This window comes from Kitasatospora sp. NPDC029312, from assembly GCF_055569215.1.
Genome location: NZ_JBVHXY010000056.1, coordinates 13,427 through 31,562, shown reverse-complemented (window position 1 = coordinate 31,562; position 18,136 = coordinate 13,427). Strand labels below are relative to the sequence as shown.

The window sequence follows — 18,136 nt, the reverse complement described above, 5'->3', positions numbered from 1 at the left end:
GTCACCGCTCCGCGATGAGGGCCGTCGCGAACGGACGGAAGCCGGCCCGGCGGTAGATCCGGGCGACGTCCTCGTCCGAGGCGGACAGGAACACCGTCCGCACCCCGTGGGCGCGCGCGTGCGCCACCAGCGCCGCCGTGACCGCGAGGCCCAGGCCGCGACGACGCGCGGACGGCAGCGTGCCGACCCCGACCACCTCGGTGACCCGGCCCACCGGATTATGCTGGCCCGCGCACAGCACCTCGGCGCCGTCCAAGGCGGCGGCCTGCACGGTGACGCCGTCGGCGATCCGCCGCGCGACCCGCGCGACCCTGCCGTCGGCCGTCAACGCCGCGATGTGCTCGGCCAGTTCGGCCGCTCCCGCCTCACCGGCGGCAGTGCCCGGAGTGCCGAAGGCCACGTGCGGAACGGCCACCGCGGCCGCCAGCTCCGGCGCGTCCGCGCCCAGCACCCGCACCTCCACCCGCCCGGACAGCTCGGGCGCCGGGGCCTCCGCCTCCGAGGCGAGCACCAGCAGCGGATGCTCGTGCACCGTCAGCCCGGCCGCCTCCACGGCCGCACGCAGCTCGGGATTCCGCTCGGCGACCCACTCGAAGGCCTCCGGCGCGCCCAACTCCCGCTGCCGCGCCAGCACCGTGCGGACGTCCTCGGCGGTGGCGGCAGGGCCGTCGTGGCCGAGCGTCGGGCGGGCGTAGTACGGCCAGCCGGCGGCGTCCCTGCGGACGAACAGGGTCAGCGGGCCGAAGTCCTCGGCGTCCGCGGCACTGCGCGGAGCCGCGTCGTAGTAGCGCTCGATCTCGTCGAGCAGGGCACGGTCGTCGGCATGATCAGCGGAAGTCACGGCGTGCATACAAGCAGGGGCACTGACGGACCGCCACCGGTTTCGCCCCGGGGCGCCCGGCCGAGGCCGCGGATTGTTGCCGAACGCTTACCGGCTCGCGGTGATCTTGTGCGTGTACACCGGGCAAGCTGAACCCTTCACGGTTCTGCCGAGGGGGGACGGCGGACCTACGGATGCACTCGGCGAGGCAAGGGGGGAAGACAGGCCCATGAGGCTCTGCTTTCTGGTGGAGGAGCACTACCGGCGGGACGGCATGCCCCTGGACGTGGCACGCCAACTCACCGCGTGGGGACACCGGGTGGACGTGCTGCGCCCCGGGGACTCGCTGATGGTGATCTCCGAGTCGGTGCGGGCGGGCAGCCACGACGCCTGGGTGCTCAAGACCGTCTCCGGCGGGCCCGGGCTCACCCTGCTGGAGGCGGCCGCCGCCGTGGGCCTGACCACCGTCAACGACGTGCGCTCGATCCGCGGCGTCCGGGACAAGGCGCTCGCCTCCGTCATCGCCCGCACCCGCGGGCTGCCCGCCCCGGTCACCTACGCGGCCGCCCGCTGGGAGCGGCTCGCCGAGATCCCCGCGTCCGAGTACCCGCTGGTCGTCAAACCGGCCGACGGCAGCTCGGGGCGGGGCGTCCGCCTGGTCGCCGGACCCGACGACCTGCCCGGCCTCGGGCCCGAACTCGCGGGCGAGGGGCTGCTGATCGCGCAGCCGTACGTGCCCAACTCCGGGACGGACCTCAAGGTGTACTGCGTCGACGGCGAGCTCTTCGCAACGGAACGTTCATCCCTGCTGCACCCCGGGCAGGGCGTGCGCGAACGCCAGGTGCCGCTGCCGGCGAGCGTGGCGCGGATCGCCGCCCAGGTCGGCGAGGTGTTCGGGTTGGACCTCTACGGGATCGACGTGCTGCTCGGCCCGGACGGGCCGGTCGTGGTGGACGTCAACGACTTCCCCAGCTTCCGGCAGGTTCCCGACGCGGTGGCCCGGGTCGCCCGGGCGGTGCTGCGGCTCGCGCGCAGCGGGACGGCCGTGACAGCGCCCCCGCTGGTGCCGGTGGGCGGCGCCTCGTACGGCCCGCTGGACCTGGTGGACGGTGACCTGCGGTGAGGGCCGGACTGATCACGCGCGACCCGGGGCACCCGGTGCTCGCGGCCGCCGCCGAGGTGCTGGTGCGGCGTGGGTGCGCGGTGGAGGTCGTTCCGCCGGACGCTGCTGATCCCTTCGGCGCCGGGGCCGGGGTGCTCGCCGACGTCTATCTGCTCAAGGCCCGTACGCCGCAAGCCCTCGCCCTCGCGCGGGAGTTGGAACGGCGTGGCGCGACCGTCATCAACTCGGCGGCGGCGACGGAACTCTGCCAGGACCGGACGCGGATGGCGGAACTCGGCCGGAGCGCCGGACTGCCGTTCGCGGCGACCACCACCGTTCGGCGGCTCGGTGAACTGGCCTTCCCAGGGAAGCCGTTCGTGGTCAAGAGCCGGCACAGCCGACGGCACGACCTGGTCGCGAAGGTCGACGACGCGGTGCGGCTGCGCGAACTCGCCGAGCGCTGGCCCGACGAGGAAATCGTCACCCAGCCGTATCTGCCCGGCAACGGCTGGGACCAGAAGCTGTGGGTCGTCGACGGGCAGCTCTTCGCGGCCCGGCGGCGCTCCGAACTCTCCCCCGACAGCGGGGAGACGGGCCCGGTCGGCGCATGGGAGCCGCCCGCCGCACTGACCGCGCTCGCGCTGCGGGTGGGGGAGGTGTTCGGGCTCGACGTCTACGGGGTCGACCTCCTCGACGGAGCCGCGGAACCGGTCATCGTGGACGTCAACGCGTTCCCCGGGGTGCGCGGGCGGCCGGGCGCGCCGGAGGCCCTCGCCGCCTTGGCCCTGCGGGCGGCCGCGGAGCGGGGGCGGCCCCCGGCGGGCCCGGGTCGTTAGGCTGGCTGGCGCCCCGAACGGCCGGGGCGAACGGCGAGAGAAGACGGAACGTTGCTGCAGGACATCGAGCCCTACCTGGCCTGCCCCCACTGCGCGCAGGCCCTCACCCGGCACGAACGCAGCCTGCGCTGCGCCGCCGGGCACAGCTTCGACCTCGCCAAACAGGGGTACGTCAGCCTGCTCCCCGGCGACGCCCACACCGGCACCGGCGACACCGCCGAGATGGTCGCCGCGCGCGCCGACTTCCTCACCGCCGGCCACTACCGGCCGATCGCCGACGCCCTCGCCGAGGCCGCCACCGCGCTCACCGCGGCCGGGCCCTCCGACGCGCAGGCCGGTCCGCCTCTCGCGCAGGCCGGCCCGCCCCACGCGGAGGCCGGCCCTTCCCTCGCCCCCGAGGGATTGGTCGCCGACCTCGGGGCCGGCACCGGCCACTACCTGGCCCACGTCCTCGACGCCCTGCCCGGCCGGGTCGGCGCCGCGCTCGACATCTCCAAGTACGCGCTGCGCCGCGCCGCCAAGGCCCACCCCAGGATCGGGGCCGTCGTCTGCGACGCCTGGCGGCCCCTGCCGCTGCGGGACGCCTCCGCCGACCTGGTGCTCAACGTGTTCGCGCCGCGCAACGGCCCCGAGATCCGCCGGGTGCTGCGCCCCGGCGGCACCCTGCTGCTGGTCGCGCCCACCGCCCGCCACCTGCGCGAACTCGTGGCCGCACTCGGACTGCTGTCCGTGGACGAGGAGAAGCAGCGCCGGATCGACGAGAAGCTCGGCCCCCACCTGACACCGGTGGAGCAGCACGAGGTCGAGTTCACCCTGCGGCTCGGGCCGCAGGACGTCCGCACCGTCGTCGGCATGGGCCCCAGTGCCTGGCACACCGACCCGGCGCGGCTCGACGCCGCCCTCGCGGCCCTGCCGGACCCGGTCGAGGTGACCGCCTCCGTGACGGTGGCCGCCTACCGGCGGCCGTAGGTCATCGGGTCACAGGGTTGGCCGCACGTTGGGATGAATTTTGCTGAGCAGGCACGTTTCTCCCGATCGGCCTGCGGCTAACGTCCCACGGGTGAACCGCGACGCCGCCGCCCCCACCGGGCCGGCCCCTCTGCGCCCGAGCACCCCCATGCCCGACCGGCCGCCCGTGCCACGCCCCACCGTCGAAGAGCTCCGGCTCACCGCCTTCAAGTCGTACCGGCGGGCCGTCCTGCCGCTCGCCCCGCTCACCGTGCTGCACGGGCCCGCCGGCGTGGGCAAGTCCAACGCCCTCGACGCGCTCGCCGTACTGTCCCGGCTCGCCCTCGGCGAGGAGATCACCGACTCCCTGGACGGGCTCGCCGACCGCACCGGCCCGCTCGCCGCACCCGTACGCGGCGGCCTCGACGGGTGCGTGCCGCACGGACGCGACGCCGTCATCCTGGGCTGTACCGTCCGCTCACCGCGCGGCCGGATCCGGCTCGACCTGGTGATCCGCACCGACGGCCCGGTGCGGATCGCCCGCGAATCGATCACTCTCGACGGCCGGACGCTGGTGGACACCGGCGAACAGGACCTGCGCAACCGGCGCGTCAACGTCTGCTGGCACAACGACACCAGGCAGGGCGACATCCGGGCACCGCTGCCCAGCGGCACCATGATCACCGCGCAGCTGCCGCTACGCGTGGCCGGCTCCTCCCCCGGCGAACGACTCGTCCTCGCCGCCGTCGAGGACCTGCTCACCGCACTGCGCGAAGTCTTCCCGCTGCACCCCGTACCGGCCCTGATGCGCGGCTGGGCCAAGGCCGACCCACAAGCCCGGCTGCGCAGCAACGCCGCCAACATCTCGGCCGTCATCCACCGGCTCAGCAACGAGTGCCCACGCCGGTACGGCCAACTGCTGCGGGCCATCCAGGCGGCCGCGCCGCACCCGCTGCTCGGCCTCACCCTCGCCGAACGCGACAGCGGCGCGGCGCGGCGGGTGCTCACCGTCTTCGACGAGGGCGTGCTCGGACGCACCGGGGCCGACCAGGCCTCCGACGGCATGCTGCGCCACCTCGCCTTCGCGGCGGTGCTGCTCACCGGGGCCGGGGTGCTCGACCTCGATGTGGCCGCCGAGGTGCCCTGGGCGCACCGGCAGCTCACCGTCCTCGCCGAGGACCTCGGGAGCGGGCTCGCCACCGAGCAGGCCGCCTCGCTGCTGCGGCTGGCGCGGGACATGGCGGGACGCAACCAGCTACGGGTGGTGGCCGCGCTGCAGGAGCCGACGGCGGCGCGGGAGGCGTTCGGGACGGACGGAGAGCGTTCGGGGGCGGTGGCGCTGGTGGAGTGCCGGCGCGACCCGGGATCGGGGCTCACGGTGCTGCGGTCGGAGACGGCCCGGGTGCCGGTGCAGTGCGGGCGGGGGGATGGGACCGGGGGCGGGGAAGGGGCCGGGGACGTCGTCGGCGGCGTCGGGGGAGGCGCCCCGGGGGTGGTGGCGGCCCCGGATGCGGTAGACCTGGGGGCGTGAACGAGCGAGTGACGAGGCCGGGGGAGCCAGGGGAGCCGGACGGGCCCGAGGTGGCCGGGGAGCGCGCGGCGTCCGCGGGGAGCGGGCGGACGGCGGAGTCCGGGGAGCTGACCCTGGAGGCGCTGCGGCGTCGGCTGGTGGACTTCGCCGCGGCTCGGCGCTGGGAGCCGTACCACACGCCGAAGAACCTGGCGGCGGCGCTGAGCGTGGAGGCGGGGGAGCTGCTGGAGATCTTCCAGTGGCTCACGCCCGAGCAGGCGGCCGCGGTGATGTCCGACCCGGAACGGGCCCACCGGGTGCGCGACGAGGTCGCGGACGTGCTCGCCTACCTGGTGCAGTTCTGCACGACGGTCGGGGTGGACCCGCTGGAAGCTCTCGCGGCCAAGATCGACCGCAATGAACACCGCTTCCCGGCTCCGGGAGAGGCGGCCGATGTCAACCCCGACATGACCTGATCACCCTTGTGAGGGACGGAAGTTATCCACAACCCCCGGGTTTTCCACAGCTTCCGCATGGGGTGGATGCACTTTTCCCCGCCTCCCCGCACGCTCTCCCCGTGACCACTCGACCGCCCCACCGGCGGCCGGAGGCGACGGAGACAGCGAGCGGAAGGAGCGGGATCCATGGAGGCGCTGCGACTGATCAGGACGGCCCGGCACGCCCTGGCCGAGGCCAGGCACGTACCCGACGTACTGGCCGAGGCGAGGCAGGCCGCGCTGCTCACCGAGGCGGTGGGTGCCAGCCTGGCGGAGTCGGAGGACGAGGAGCTGACCGGGCTCGGCCAGCAGCTCTCGGAGGCGGGAGCGCACGCGGCGGTCTGTCTGGACCGGTCCGTCGCCAAGGGCTCTCTGGTGAGCGGCGGACGGGCCGGTCGGCTCACCGAACTTGGCGAACCCGCCGAGGCGTTGAGCGCGCTCGACGAACTGCTGCGGGACGTCGGGGAGACGCTGGTGGTGCTGGCCTGCGGGGCCGAGACCGAAAGCCTGTACTGGACGTGCATCGACGGCGTGGATGCGGTGTCGGAGTGCAAGGACGTGGCCGCGCGACTGCGCGAAGCGGTGGACCGTGGCGGGGCAGCGGAGCCCACGGCGCTCGGCGGGGCGGAGCCTGAACGGGCCGTCGGCGCTTCGCCGTTACTGGTGGTCCGGCTCGGCCCGCCGGGTGGCGACGGGCCGACCGCGCGGGAGCGGGCGCCGGACTACCGGGTGCCCGGTGTGGCCGGCGTGGCCGGTGCCTCGGAGGTGTCCGTGTCGGCGGGGTAGTCGGCGGTCGGCGCGGTGTTCCGGGTGCCGCTGCCGAACTGCAGCTCCGCGAGGTCCGCGGTCACCGAGGCGAGCAGTGCCTGCATCTGCTCCAGCAGGCTCTTGGGAGTCGCGGGCCCGGCCGAGTCGCCGACGGCCGAGCTCGTCGGGCTACTCGGGAGCTGCGGCGTGGCGGAGGGTTCGGACATGACGGGACCTCTTCGGATCGGTGGTGCGATGTGCCGCAGCGACCAACGAACCGTTCCGGCGGCCGGTCACCGCCTACCACCCGATGAGGTCCGACTCCGGTGCCCAGTAAGCCTCTCGGGTGAGCCCGGGTTGCCGCCGCGCCGCAGCCTCGGCTAGGGCCCGGGGTGCGCGCCGCCGGGAGGACCAGGGGTGCGGTGCGTGCCTCTGCAAGGGCCGGATCGCGCGAGGGCCAAGGGCGCGTGCGGAGAGGAGGCGAGTGCGCGGGCGGGCGGAGGAGGCGGGGGAGGGGGGGAGGGGGGAGGGCCCCCCTTGCCACTCCCAACCTATAGCGCACCGGGGGCCTTGCGGCAAGGCCCCCGGGGTGCCGCAGAATCGCTGGCCTCAGATCGGAGCTGATGCCATGAACCCCCTGATCACCAGCGCTTTCGACCTCCCCGAGCGCCTTTCCGGCAAGGCCGTCCCCACGTTGATCGCCGGCGACGAGCGGCACTTCGCGGCCATCGCCGAGAGCCTTGAGCAGACGATCGCCGAGCTGTCCGGCCAACTCGACGCGGTGCGCCGCGCACCGGGGGGTGCCGGGCAGGCGGCGATGGACCGGGACATCGAGGTCCACCGGCTGAGTGGCCGACTGCGCGCCCTGCGCCGCTACGGCCTGGACCTGTGCCTCGGGCGCATCGTCGCCGGGGACGATGAGCAGCCGGTGTACATCGGCCGGCTCGGGCTCACCGACGGTGACGGCCGCCGGCTGCTGGTCGACTGGCGCTCGCCCGCCGCCGAGCCGTTCTTCGCGGCCACCCACGTCGACCCGATGGGCCTGGTGAGCCGCCGCAGGTACCGCTGGACCCGAGGCCGGATCACCGACTACTGGGACGAGGTGTTCACCGCCGAGGGCCTGGAGGGGCATGCCGCGCTGGACGACCAGTCCGCCTTCATCGCCAGCCTGGGCGGCAACCGCTCGGCTCGGATGCGGGACGTGCTCGGCACCATCCAGGCCGACCAGGACGCCGTCATCCGGGCCGGCTCGCGCGGCGCCCTGGTGGTCGACGGCGGCCCCGGTACCGGCAAGACCGTCGTCGCGCTGCACCGCTCCGCCTACCTGCTGTACTCCGACCCCCGCCTCGGTCACCGGCGCGGCGGAGTGCTGTTCGTCGGCCCGCACCAGCCGTACCTGGCGTACGTCGCCGACGTGCTGCCCAGTCTCGGCGAGGAAGGGGTGCGGACCTGCACCGTGCGCGACCTCGTCCCCGAGGGCGCGGCCGCGGCGCCGGAGGCCGATCCGGAGGTGGCCCGGCTGAAGTCCTCCGTGGAGATGGTGAAGGCGATCGAGAAGGCCGTCCGGTTCTACGAGGAGCCGCCGAGCGAGGGGTTGGCGGTCACCACCCGCTGGTCCGACCTCTGGCTGAGCGCCCAGGACTGGGCGGACGCCTTCGACGCCCCGGACCCGGGCACCCCGCACAACGAGGCGCGCGAGCAGATCTGGGACGAGCTGGCCACGATCCTGATGGACAAGCTGGACCAGGACCGGGATCAGGACGAGGAGGAGGTCCCGCCCGAGCTGTTCCGGCGCTCGCTGCGGCAGGACCGGGAGCTGGTGGAGACCCTCAACCGCGCCTGGCCGCTGCTCGACGCGACCGACCTGGTCGGCGACCTCTGGTCGGTGCCCGCCTACCTGCGGATGTGCGCGCCGCACCTCACCCCCGAAGAGGTCCGCAAGCTCCAGCGCAAGCACGCCCCGCAGGCCTGGACGGTCTCCGACCTGCCGCTCCTGGACGCGGCCCGCCAGCGGCTCGGGGACCGCGAGGCCACGCTGCGCCGCAACCGCCACCGGGCCTCGGTGGCCGCCGAGCGGGCCAGGATGGCCGACGTGATCGGCGACCTGCTCCAGGCCGACGACGACGGCGAGGGCGCGGTGACCATGCTGCGGGGCCGGGACCTCCAGGACACCCTGGTCGACGAGGCGGCGCTGCCCGGTGCCGACGCGGAGCCGCTGGCCAGCCCGTTCGCCCACATCGTGGTGGACGAGGCCCAGGAACTCACCGACGCCGAGTGGCAGATGCTGCTGCTGCGCTGCCCGTCCCGGAGCTTCACCATCGTCGGGGACCGCGCCCAGGCCAGGCGCGGCTTCACCGAGTCCTGGCAGGAGCGGCTCGAGCGGGTGGGCCTGGACCGCACGACCCTGGCGTCCCTGGGCATCAACTACCGCACCCCGGAGGAGGTCATGGCGGAGGCCGAGCCCGCCATCCGGGCGGCCCTGCCGGACGCCAACGTGCCGACCTCGGTGCGCAGCAGCGGCATCCCGGTGCGGCACGGATCGGTGGCGGAACTGGAAGCGGTGCTGGACGCCTGGCTCGCCGAGCACCCGGAAGGGGTCGCCTGCGTCATCGGCGATGCGGGCTTCCGGGAGCGGCCGCGGGTCCGCTCGCTCACCCCCGAGCTGGCCAAGGGGCTCGAGTTCGACCTGGTGGTTCTGGTCGATCCGGAGGCGTTCGGCGAGGGCGTCGCGGGAGCGGTCGACCGTTACGTGGCGATGACCAGGGCGACCCAGCAACTCGTCGTCCTGAGCAGCCGCGGGACCGAAGACCGGCGGAGCCGCAGGAGTTGAGGGGCCACCCCTGGGGACCCGCTGACGGCGAACGCGGTCGTGATCGCGTAGCGGCGGGGCTGCCGGGGCCGGTGGGTCCCCCGGTCGGCTGCCGGGGCCGGTGGGTCCCCCGGTCGGGTGACGGGGGTGCCGATCAACGGGTTCAGCAGGCCAGACTGGGCCGATGGACGAGGACGAACCGCTGGCGTCGTGGGCCGCGCGGCGGGAGCAGCGGCTGCGCCCGGTCGGGCAGTTGAGGGCCGTCCGGCTCGGGGGCGACCAGCAGCGGGGCGCCCATCTGGAGCCGGGCGAGCCGCGACTGATCGTGCGCTGGGACGGCTACCAGTGGCTGGCGGAGACGGTGGCCGAGGACTACGCCGCCGCCCAGCGGATCCTGCACGGGATCGAGGGTGACGGCGTGCGTCGGCCCCCCTACTCGGAGCCCCGGCAGAGTCGCCAGCGCCGGGCGCCGGGTCGCCACCGCCGCACCTGAAGAGCACGGTGGGCGCCGGACGGCGGCCGGGGCGGACGCGGCACCGCCCCGCACCCCCGTGGCGCGCGAAGGGGCCCGGCGCACCCGGCGCCGGGCCCCGAACTTCTGCTGCCCAGTGGTCAGTTGTGGGCGTGCAGGTCGGCGTTCAGGCCGCCCCAGGAGCCGGAGCGGGCGATCACCTCGACCGCGCCGGTCTGCGAGTTGCGGCGGAACAGCAGGTTGTCCTGGCCGGACAGCTCGACGGCCTTGGCCACCGCGCCGTCCGGGGTGGTGACCCGGGTGCCGGCGGTGACGTACAGGCCGGCCTCGACGACGCAGTCGCTGCCGAGCGAGATGCCGATGCCCGCGTTGGCGCCGAGCAAGCAGCGCTCGCCGACCGAGACGACCTGCTTGCCGCCGCCGGACAGGGTGCCCATGATCGAGGCGCCGCCGCCGATGTCGCTGTGGTCGCCGACGACGACGCCCGCGCTGATCCGGCCCTCGACCATCGAGGTGCCGAGGGTGCCGGCGTTGAAGTTGACGAAGCCCTCGTGCATCACGGTGGTGCCGGGCGCCAGGTGGGCGCCGAGCCGGACGCGGTCGGCGTGGGCGATGCGCACGCCGGTCGGGGCGACGTAGTCCGTCATCCGCGGGAACTTGTCGATCCCGTAGACGGCCAGCTGACCGCCCTGGGCGCGGACGGCGAGGCGGGCCTGCTCGACCTTGTCGACCGGGACGGGGCCGATGCTGGTCCACGCGACGTTGGCGAGCAGACCGAAGATGCCGTCCAGGTTCTGGCCGTGCGGCTTGACCAGGCGGTGGCTGAGCAGGTGCAGGCGCAGGTACAGGTCGTGGGTGTCGAGCGGCTTCTCGTCCAGCGAGGCGATGGTGGTGCGCACGGCGACGACCTCGACGCCCCGGCGGGCGTCGGCGCGCAGGGCCTCGGCGGCGCCCGCGCCGAGCTCGGCCTCGGCCTGCTCGGCGGTCAGCCGGACGGTGCCGGCCGGGCCGGCCTCGGCGGCCAGCGCGGGCGCGGGGAACCAGGTGTCGAGGACGGTGCCGTCGGCGGCGATGGTGGCCAGACCGGCGGCCACGGCGCCGTTTGCCGGGAAGGTGGATTCGAGCGGGGTGGATTCAGCAGTCACACCGTGCACGTTAACCAATGCGGGGCCCCGCCGCCGAACACGCCCACCGTCCGGACGGGCCGGACCGAGCCGCGGGCAGGGCCCGGACCGAGTCGCCGGCGGGGGCCGTACCGAGTCGCGGGCGGGGCCCGGGCGGAGCCGCAGGTCGGCGCCCCGGGCGGAGGGAAAACCCGGTGCTCGGAGCCGGCGCGCTGGGCGATACTTCGGCGGGTGTTCATGTCGATCTCCACCACCGGCAGCGCCGCGGACCCGGCGACGGATCTCGGGTTCCTGCTGCACAAGCACCCCGGCAAGCTCCAGCGGTTCACGACGTCGCACGGCGAGGCCCACGTCTTCTACCCGGAGGCGGAGGACGCGGTCTGCACGGCGGCGCTGCTGCTGGACATCGACCCGATCGCGCTGGTCCGCAAGGGCAGGGGCGACGGCAGGGGGCGCGGCGGCTCGCCCGACTTCGCGCTCGCCCAGTACGTCAACGACCGCCCGTACGCCGCGTCCTCGCTGCTCGCGGTGGCGCTGCGGACGGTGTTCCGGTCCGCGATGAGGGGTGACTGCCCGGCCCGCCCCGAGCTGCCGGGGCGGGCCCGCCCGCTGCGGATCGAGCTGCCCGCCGTGCCCGCGAACGGCGCGGGCGAGGGTGGCGGCCCGGCGCTGGTGGCCCGGCTGTTCGAACCGCTGGGCTGGCGGGTCGAGGCGACGGCCGTCCCGCTGGACGAGGCGTTCCCGGAGTGGGGCGAGTCCCGGTACGTGCGGGTCGCGCTGGCCTCGGAGTCGGTACTGCTCGCCGACGCGCTCCAGCAGTTGTACGTGCTGCTGCCGGTGCTGGACGGTGCCAAGCACTACTGGGTCGCCCCGGACGAGGTGGACAAGCTGCTCGCCGCCGGTGAGGGCTGGCTGGCCGAGCACCCGGAGCGCGCCCTGATCACCCGCCGTTACCTGGCCCGGCGCTGGTCGCTGACCCGGGCCGCGATGGAGCGCCTGGAACTGGCCCGGCTGGCCGAGGCGGACGACCGTGAGGTCGAGGAGGTCGACAACGCGGTCGACGACCACCCGTACGAGGACGCCGAAACCACCGCGACCATCCCGGACACCGGAACCATCCCGGACACCGGAACCACTGAGCACACCGGAAGCACCGTGGACGACCGGGCCACCGACGACAGCCGGCAGCAGCCGGAGGCCAAGCGGCCCTCCCTCGCGGAGCAGCGCCGCGCCGCCATCCTCGCCGTGCTCCGCGAGACCGGGGCGGCCCGGGTCGCCGACCTCGGCTGCGGCCAGGGCGAGCTGATCGGCGAGCTGCTGAAGGACGCCCGGTTCACCGCCATCCTCGGCGTGGACGTCTCCGCGCGGGCGCTGCGGGCGGCGAGCCGCAGGCTGCGCCTGGAGCGTCTGCCCGAGCGGCAGGCGGCCCGGGTGACGCTGACGCAGGGGGCGCTGACCTACACCGATGCCCGGTTGAAGGGCTACGACGCGGCGGTGCTGTGCGAGGTGATCGAGCACCTGGACCTGCCGCGGCTGCCCGCCCTGGAGTACGCGGTGTTCGGCGCGGCCCGTCCGAAGGCGGTCGTCGTGACCACCCCGAACGTGGAGTACAACGTCCGCTGGGAGAGCCTCCCGGCCGGCCGTGTCCGGCACGCCGACCACCGCTTCGAGTGGTCCCGGGCGGAGTTCCGCGCCTGGGCCGGGCGGGTCGCGGCCGCGTACGGCTACACGGTCGAGCTGCGCCCGGTCGGCCCCGAGGACGAGGAGGTCGGCGCCCCGACCCAACTCGCCCTCTTCCGCACCGCGTCCGACACCGACCACACCACCCCGGCCACGACCGCCTCCACCACCCCGACCCCGACCCCGACCACCCCGACCTCGACCACCCGTGCGACCACCGCCCCGGCCCCCACCGCGACCCCCACGACGCCCGAAGGAGGCGAAGCCCGATGACCGGCGACGGAACCCTGAGCACCGCCCCCCGCCGCCTCCCCGTCACCGACGTCTCCCTCGTCGTCCTGATCGGCACCAGCGGCGCGGGCAAGTCCACCTTCGCCCGCCGCCACTTCCTGCCCACCCAGGTGGTCTCCTCCGACTTCTGCCGCGGCCTGGTCGCCGACGACGAGAACGACCAGTCCGCCTCCGCCGAGGCCTTCGACCTCCTGCACCACATCGTCGGCAAGCGCCTGGCGGCCGGCCGCCTCACCGTGGTGGACGCCACCAACGTCCAGCCGGAGGCCCGCAAGCAGCTGGTCGGTATCGCCCGCGAGCACGATGTGCTGCCGATCGCGATCGTCCTGGACGTCCCGCCCGGCGTGTGCGCCGAGCGCAACCGCTCCCGCCCTGACCGTCAGCTGCCCGCCCACGTCGTGCCGCGCCAGCACCGCGAGCTGCGCCGCTCGCTGCGCGGCCTGGAGCGCGAGGGCTTCCGCAAGGTGCACGTCCTGCGCGGCGAGGCCGAAGTGGCGGCCGCCGAGATCGAGTGGGAGAAGCGCTACAACGACCTGCGCCACCTGACCGGCCCGTTCGACGTCGTCGGTGACATCCACGGCTGCCGCTCCGAGCTGGAGACCCTGCTCGCCCGCCTCGGCTACACCCTGACCCGGGACGCCGCCGGTCGCCCGGTGGACGCCGCCCACCCCGCGGGACGCACCGCCGTCTTCGTCGGCGACCTGGTCGACCGCGGCCCGGACACCCCGGGCGTGCTGCGCCTGGTGATGGGCATGGTCGCGGCGGGCCACGCGATCTGCGTGCCCGGCAACCACGAGAACAAGCTCGGCCGAGCCCTGGACGGCAAGAAGGTCACCGTCTCGCACGGCCTGCGGGAGTCGCTGGACCAGCTGGCCGGTGAGAGCGAGGAGTTCCGGGCCGAGGTGCGCGCGTTCATGCGTGGCCTGGTCAGCCACTACCTGCTGGACGGCGGCGCCCTCGTGGTCTGCCACGCCGGTCTGCCGGAGAAGTACCACGGCCGCAACTCCGGCCGGGTCCGCTCGCACGCCCTGTACGGGGAGACCACCGGCGAGACCGACGAGTACGGCCTGCCGGTGCGCTACCCGTGGGCCGAGGAGTACCGGGGCCGGGCGCTGGTGGTCTACGGCCACACGCCGGTGCCGAGAGCGAGCTTCCTCAACAACACCATCTGCCTGGACACCGGCTGCGTCTTCGGCGGCAGCCTGACCGCGCTGCGCTACCCCGAGCGCGAGCTGGTGAGCGTGCCGGCCGAGCGGGAGTGGTACGCGCCGGTGCGTCCGCTGATCACCGACGCGCCGGGCGCCCGCGAGGGCCGTCCGCTGGACCTCGCCGACGTGGCCGGGCGCCGGGTCGTGGAGACCGGTCTGCACGGGCGGGTCGCCGTCCGGGAGGAGAACGCCGCGGCGGCACTGGAGGTGATGAGCCGCTTCGCGCTGGACCCGCGGCTGCTCGCCTACCTGCCGCCGACCATGGCGCCGAGCCCGACGTCCCGCCGGGACGGCTACCTGGAGCACCCGGAGGAGGCCTTCCTCGCCTACCGCGCGGACGGCGTCCGGCATCTGGTCTGCGAGGAGAAGCACATGGGCTCGCGCGCGGTGCTGCTGGTCGCCCGGGACGACGCCGCGCTGGAGCGGCGATTCGGGCTGGCCGGGCCGGGTGCGATCTGGACCCGGACGGGCCGGGCCTTCCTCGACGACGGGGAGCTGACCGAGGCCGTGCTGGGGCGGGTCCGCGAGGCCGCCGAACGCGCCGGGCTGTTCGAGGAGTTGGACACCGGCTGGCTGCTGCTGGACGCCGAGCTGATGCCCTGGTCGCTCAAGGCGGTGGAGTTGCTGCGCCGCCAGTACGCGGCGGTCGGTGCGGCGGCCGGCGCCGCGCTGCCCGAGGTGCTGTCCGCGCTGGAACGGGCCGCCGGGCGTGGCCTGGACCTCGCGGAGCTGACCGGGCGCCAGCGCCGGCGGGCCGCCGACGCGTCGGCGTTCACCGAGGCGTACCGGCGCTACTGCTGGCCGACCGAGGGGCTGTCGGGCATCCGGCTGGCGCCGTTCCAGCTGCTGGCCGCGGAGGGCGCGAACCTCGCCGTGCTCCCGCATGACGAGCACCTGGCCCGGATCGACCGCCTGGTGGACGCCGACGAGCGCAGCAGCGCCGAGCGGAACGCAGCCGAGCCCACCACCCCCGAGCCGAGCACGCCCGAGCCCAGCACCCCCGAGCCCAGCACCCCCGAGTCGAGCACCGCCGGGCCGAGCATCGACGGTGAGGCGTCGATGCTGCACCGCACGGGCCGCGTCCTGGTCGACACCGAGGACGAGGCCTCGATGGCCGCCGCCACCGTCTGGTGGGAGCGGCTCACGGACGCGGGCGGCGAGGGCATGGTGGTCAAGCCACTGGCTCCGGTGACGCGGACCGCGCGCGGCGAGGGCCGTCCGGGCGGCCTGGTGCAGCCGGGCGTGAAGGTGCGCGGCCGGGAGTACCTGCGGATCGTCTACGGCCCCGACTACACCGGGCACCTGGACCGCCTGCGCGGGCGCTCGCTGGGACACAAGCGCTCGTTGGCGCTGCGGGAGTACGCGCTGGGTCTGGAGGCGCTGGACCGGCTGGCGGCCGGTGAGCCGCTGTGGCGGGTGCACGAGCCGGTGTTCGCCGTGCTCGCGCTGGAGTCCGAGCCGGTCGATCCGCGCCTGTAGCGGAGGCCTGCGGTGATCGCCGTGAAGGGGGAGTCCCACCCGGGCTCCCCCTTCTTCCCCCTCCACCCCCATGCCGTATAGAAATACCAACCGTCGTATACACTTGCCGCCTTTCCCGTAGTCCCGTCACCCCAGGAGCCCGGCATGGCCTTCAACCTCCGGAACAGGCACTTCCTCAAGGAGCTCGACTTCACGCCCCAGGAGTTCCGCTTCCTGGTGGACCTCGCCGCCGGGCTCAAGGCGGCGAAGTACGCGGGCACCGAGCAGCCCCGACTGCGGGGCAAGAACATCGCGCTGATCTTCGAGAAGACCTCCACCCGCACCCGCTGCGCCTTCGAGGTCGCCGCCCACGACCAGGGCGCCACCACCACCTACCTGGATCCGGCCGGTTCGCAGATGGGCCACAAGGAGTCGGTGAAGGACACCGCCCGGGTGCTGGGCCGGATGTTCGACGGCATCGAGTACCGCGGCCATGGCCAGGAGGTCGTCGAGGAGCTGGCCCAGCACGCCGGCGTCCCGGTCTGGAACGGCCTGACCGACGAGTGGCACCCCACCCAGATGCTGGCCGACGTGCTCACCGTCACCGAGCACACCGCCAAGCCGCTCACCGAGGTCGCCCTCGCCTACCTGGGCGACGCCCGTTCCAACATGGGCAACTCGCTGCTGGTCACCGGCGCCCTGCTCGGCATGGACATCCGGATCGTCGCCCCGCGCGCCCTCTGGCCGGCCGAGGACGTGCAGAAGGCCGCGCAGCAGCTGGCCGAGGAGACCGGCGCCCGGATCGCCTTGACCGAGGACGTGGCCGAGGGCGTGCTGGGCGCCGACTTCCTCTATACCGACGTCTGGGTCTCGATGGGTGAGCCCAAGGAGGTCTGGGCGGAGCGGATCGAGCTGCTCAAGCCGTACCAGGTGTCGATGGACACCGTCCGGGCCACCGGCAACCCGGACGTGAAGTTCCTCCACTGCCTGCCCGCGTTCCACGACCTGGGCACCGTGGTGGGACGGCAGATGTACGAGGCGACCGGGATGACCGAGCTGGAGTGCACCGACGAGCTGTTCGAGTCGATGCACTCCATCGTGTTCGACCAGGCCGAGAACCGCCTGCACACCATCAAGGCCGTCCTGGTCGCCACCCTGGGCTCCTGACCCGTCCGGATCCCTCGGGCGGTCTCCCGGGAGCTACCGCCCCCGCCACCTCCCGGCCCACTATCGGGCGGCTACTTCCCCAGCCTGACGCAGGCCACCCGGTCGCCCGCCGCGTGCGGCCCGGCCGGGGTGCCGGCGTGCAGCACCAGCGAGCGGGCCTCGCCCGGGCGGGGCTGCCAGTCCACCGCCGCCTTGGCCGTGCCCCCGCCCCGCCCGTCGGTGCGCAGCACCAGCCGCAGCTCGTTGCGGTCGTTGGCGTAGGCCGGGTCGGTGGACGGCTGCACCGGGTCGACCACGTTTTGGTAGTGCGGCCCGGAGGCGGCCGGCTCGGCTCCGCAGGCGCCGGTGTGCAGGTGCACCGGGAACTCGTGATCGGGGGCGAGCCCGGCCACCGTCAGGGTGAGCACCGTCCGCCCGGCCGTCGAGCGGTCGGTGACGACCCGGACGTGTGAGCCGTACGGCACCAGGTCGGCCGCGTAGCTGATCGCGGCCGGCGGGACGAAGGCGGTCGCCGGGTCGAAGTGGGCGTCCAGGACGGAGACCGGCGAGGCGGCGGGGGCGAGCAGGGCCAGCGGCAGCAGGGCGGCGGCGAACGGAGCGGGCATCGGGACGGGCCTTCCACGGGCAGGGCGACGGTCACCCTGCTAACGCGGCCGCCCCGCCGGGGACACCCTCGGTCCGCCTCCCGGCGGATGCTCCCTCAGCCTGCCTCCCGGGGGATGCCCCCCGGTCAGTCCGCCTCCCGGCGGATGCCCCGGATCTCGCAGCGCGGCCCACTGGCCCGCATCAGCCGCAGATCGGCGGTGACCAGCGGCACGCCGTACCGCTCGGCGACGGCGACGTACGCGGCGTCGTCCGGGGTGAGGTTGTCCTTGAGCTCCCAGATCCGGCCGAGCAGCGGTGCCACCTCGACCTTGCGGATGGCCGCTGCGGCCAGTTCGCCGGTGAGTTCGGCGACCCGCTCGGCGGTCAGCTGCTTGGCCAGGTAGAGGCCGCGCAGCGACTGCATCACCTCGATGACGATGTGCTCGGGCGCCAGCCACTCGCCGCCGGAGGCGAGTTCGGCCCGGGCCCGGACTCCGCGCGAGCCCTGGTCGGCGAGTGCCAGCACCAGCGCGGACGCGTCCACCACGATCATCGGTCGGCCCCCTCTGCCTGTCGCCACAGCGGCCACCGTACTCGGCCGCCGCCCCGTGGCCGACCGGGGGCTCCGGTGGTGAGCTGGTGGTGGTAGGGCCGCTGACCAGGGCCGTCGCGCAGCGGGGCATGCCTGCGGTGGTGTCTGCGGCGGTATGCACTATGGTTTATCTCGACATCGAGATAACTGCCCCTTAGGATATATCTCGACATCAAGATACTTGCCGAGAGGCGCTCGCCGCCGATGCGGGCAAGGTCAGCCTAAGTAAGGGTGACCTTATCACCGTGTGACGGCCGGATATCGCACGAAGCACCCAGAAGGAGTCAGTC

16 protein-coding genes are annotated in these 18,136 nt (G+C 74.3%); 11 read left to right on the top strand and 5 right to left on the bottom strand.

Features of this window, described 5'->3' with window-relative positions:
- Position 1: 1 nt before the first annotated feature.
- On the bottom strand, positions 2–841 hold the full coding sequence (locus tag ACZ4WV_RS31870) for a GNAT family N-acetyltransferase (protein WP_465752124.1): 840 nt from the start codon (positions 839–841) through the stop codon (positions 2–4).
- A gap of 208 nt (positions 842–1,049) precedes the next feature.
- Between ACZ4WV_RS31870 and ACZ4WV_RS31865 the strand changes: the two genes are divergently transcribed.
- The 6 genes from ACZ4WV_RS31865 (at position 1,050) to ACZ4WV_RS31840 (ending at position 6,499) form a co-directional block, all read left to right on the top strand.
- A complete protein-coding gene (locus tag ACZ4WV_RS31865; RefSeq protein ID WP_465752123.1) occupies positions 1,050–1,943 on the top strand; it encodes an ATP-grasp domain-containing protein in 894 nt (297 codons plus the stop codon).
- A complete protein-coding gene (locus tag ACZ4WV_RS31860) occupies positions 1,940–2,758 on the top strand; it encodes an ATP-grasp domain-containing protein (protein ID WP_465752122.1) in 819 nt (272 codons plus the stop codon). The genes ACZ4WV_RS31865 and ACZ4WV_RS31860 overlap by 4 nt, the downstream gene beginning before the upstream one ends.
- A gap of 51 nt (positions 2,759–2,809) precedes the next feature.
- Entirely contained in the window at positions 2,810–3,727 is a 918-nt protein-coding gene (locus tag ACZ4WV_RS31855) for a putative RNA methyltransferase (RefSeq protein ID WP_465752121.1), read from the top strand.
- Between the two features lie 91 nt (positions 3,728–3,818).
- Positions 3,819–5,237 (top strand): AAA family ATPase, encoded by a 1,419-nt coding sequence (locus ACZ4WV_RS31850; RefSeq protein WP_465752120.1) that lies wholly within the window; start codon positions 3,819–3,821, stop codon positions 5,235–5,237.
- 113 nt (positions 5,238–5,350) lie between these two features.
- The gene (locus tag ACZ4WV_RS31845; protein WP_465752133.1) at positions 5,351–5,692 is read left to right on the top strand and encodes a nucleotide pyrophosphohydrolase; all 342 of its coding nucleotides are present in this window, start codon (positions 5,351–5,353) and stop codon (positions 5,690–5,692) included.
- Positions 5,693–5,860: 168 nt separating this feature from the next.
- Positions 5,861–6,499 (top strand): DUF6099 family protein, encoded by a 639-nt coding sequence (locus ACZ4WV_RS31840; protein WP_465752119.1) that lies wholly within the window; start codon positions 5,861–5,863, stop codon positions 6,497–6,499.
- On the opposite strand, the gene ACZ4WV_RS31835 is transcribed toward ACZ4WV_RS31840, so the two are convergent.
- Complete coding sequence (locus ACZ4WV_RS31835; RefSeq protein ID WP_465752118.1) at positions 6,436–6,687, bottom strand: hypothetical protein; 252 nt, start codon at positions 6,685–6,687, stop codon at positions 6,436–6,438. The two genes, ACZ4WV_RS31840 and ACZ4WV_RS31835, sit on opposite strands and share 64 nt — an antisense overlap.
- Before the next feature lie 401 nt (positions 6,688–7,088).
- On the opposite strand from ACZ4WV_RS31835, the gene helR reads away from it, so the two are divergent.
- Entirely contained in the window at positions 7,089–9,290 is a 2,202-nt protein-coding gene (helR, locus tag ACZ4WV_RS31830; RefSeq protein WP_465752117.1) for an RNA polymerase recycling motor ATPase HelR, read from the top strand.
- Positions 9,291–9,453: 163 nt separating this feature from the next.
- Entirely contained in the window at positions 9,454–9,762 is a 309-nt protein-coding gene (locus tag ACZ4WV_RS31825; RefSeq protein WP_465752116.1) for a DUF6087 family protein, read from the top strand.
- Between the two features lie 119 nt (positions 9,763–9,881).
- On the opposite strand, the gene dapD is transcribed toward ACZ4WV_RS31825, so the two are convergent.
- Positions 9,882–10,886, bottom strand: coding sequence for a 2,3,4,5-tetrahydropyridine-2,6-dicarboxylate N-succinyltransferase (gene dapD, locus ACZ4WV_RS31820; protein WP_465752115.1), 1,005 nt, complete (start codon positions 10,884–10,886; stop codon positions 9,882–9,884).
- A 210-nt stretch (positions 10,887–11,096) separates the two neighbouring features.
- On the opposite strand from dapD, the gene ACZ4WV_RS31815 reads away from it, so the two are divergent.
- From ACZ4WV_RS31815 to argF, 3 genes are all read left to right on the top strand, one after another.
- The gene (locus tag ACZ4WV_RS31815) at positions 11,097–12,818 is read left to right on the top strand and encodes a 3' terminal RNA ribose 2'-O-methyltransferase Hen1 (RefSeq protein ID WP_465752114.1); all 1,722 of its coding nucleotides are present in this window, start codon (positions 11,097–11,099) and stop codon (positions 12,816–12,818) included.
- Positions 12,815–15,523, top strand: a complete 2,709-nt coding sequence (locus ACZ4WV_RS31810; protein ID WP_465752113.1) for a polynucleotide kinase-phosphatase — start codon at positions 12,815–12,817, stop codon at positions 15,521–15,523. Before ACZ4WV_RS31815 ends, ACZ4WV_RS31810 begins: the two co-directional genes overlap by 4 nt.
- Positions 15,524–15,667: 144 nt before the next feature.
- Positions 15,668–16,669, top strand: coding sequence for an ornithine carbamoyltransferase (gene argF, locus ACZ4WV_RS31805; protein ID WP_465752112.1), 1,002 nt, complete (start codon positions 15,668–15,670; stop codon positions 16,667–16,669).
- Positions 16,670–16,740: 71 nt separating this feature from the next.
- Here argF and ACZ4WV_RS31800 read toward each other — a convergent pair whose 3' ends face one another.
- Both ACZ4WV_RS31800 and ACZ4WV_RS31795 read right to left on the bottom strand, forming a co-directional pair.
- On the bottom strand, positions 16,741–17,274 hold the full coding sequence (locus tag ACZ4WV_RS31800) for a superoxide dismutase family protein (RefSeq protein ID WP_465752111.1): 534 nt from the start codon (positions 17,272–17,274) through the stop codon (positions 16,741–16,743).
- Positions 17,275–17,399: 125 nt separating this feature from the next.
- Positions 17,400–17,807, bottom strand: a complete 408-nt coding sequence (locus ACZ4WV_RS31795; RefSeq protein WP_465752110.1) for a type II toxin-antitoxin system VapC family toxin — start codon at positions 17,805–17,807, stop codon at positions 17,400–17,402.
- Between the last annotated feature and the right edge of the window lie 329 nt (positions 17,808–18,136).

Coding starts and splice junctions, on each gene's coding strand:
- ACZ4WV_RS31865 (WP_465752123.1), top strand. CDS start 1,050: ATGAGGCTCTGCTTTCTGGTGGAGGAGCACTACCGGCGGGACGGCATG.
- argF (WP_465752112.1), top strand. CDS start 15,668: ATGGCCTTCAACCTCCGGAACAGGCACTTCCTCAAGGAGCTCGACTTC.
- ACZ4WV_RS31835 (WP_465752118.1), bottom strand. CDS start 6,687: ATGTCCGAACCCTCCGCCACGCCGCAGCTCCCGAGTAGCCCGACGAGC.
- ACZ4WV_RS31810 (WP_465752113.1), top strand. CDS start 12,815: ATGACCGGCGACGGAACCCTGAGCACCGCCCCCCGCCGCCTCCCCGTC.
- ACZ4WV_RS31795 (WP_465752110.1), bottom strand. CDS start 17,807: ATGATCGTGGTGGACGCGTCCGCGCTGGTGCTGGCACTCGCCGACCAG.
- ACZ4WV_RS31840 (WP_465752119.1), top strand. CDS start 5,861: ATGGAGGCGCTGCGACTGATCAGGACGGCCCGGCACGCCCTGGCCGAG.
- helR (WP_465752117.1), top strand. CDS start 7,089: ATGAACCCCCTGATCACCAGCGCTTTCGACCTCCCCGAGCGCCTTTCC.
- ACZ4WV_RS31800 (WP_465752111.1), bottom strand. CDS start 17,274: ATGCCCGCTCCGTTCGCCGCCGCCCTGCTGCCGCTGGCCCTGCTCGCC.
- ACZ4WV_RS31825 (WP_465752116.1), top strand. CDS start 9,454: ATGGACGAGGACGAACCGCTGGCGTCGTGGGCCGCGCGGCGGGAGCAG.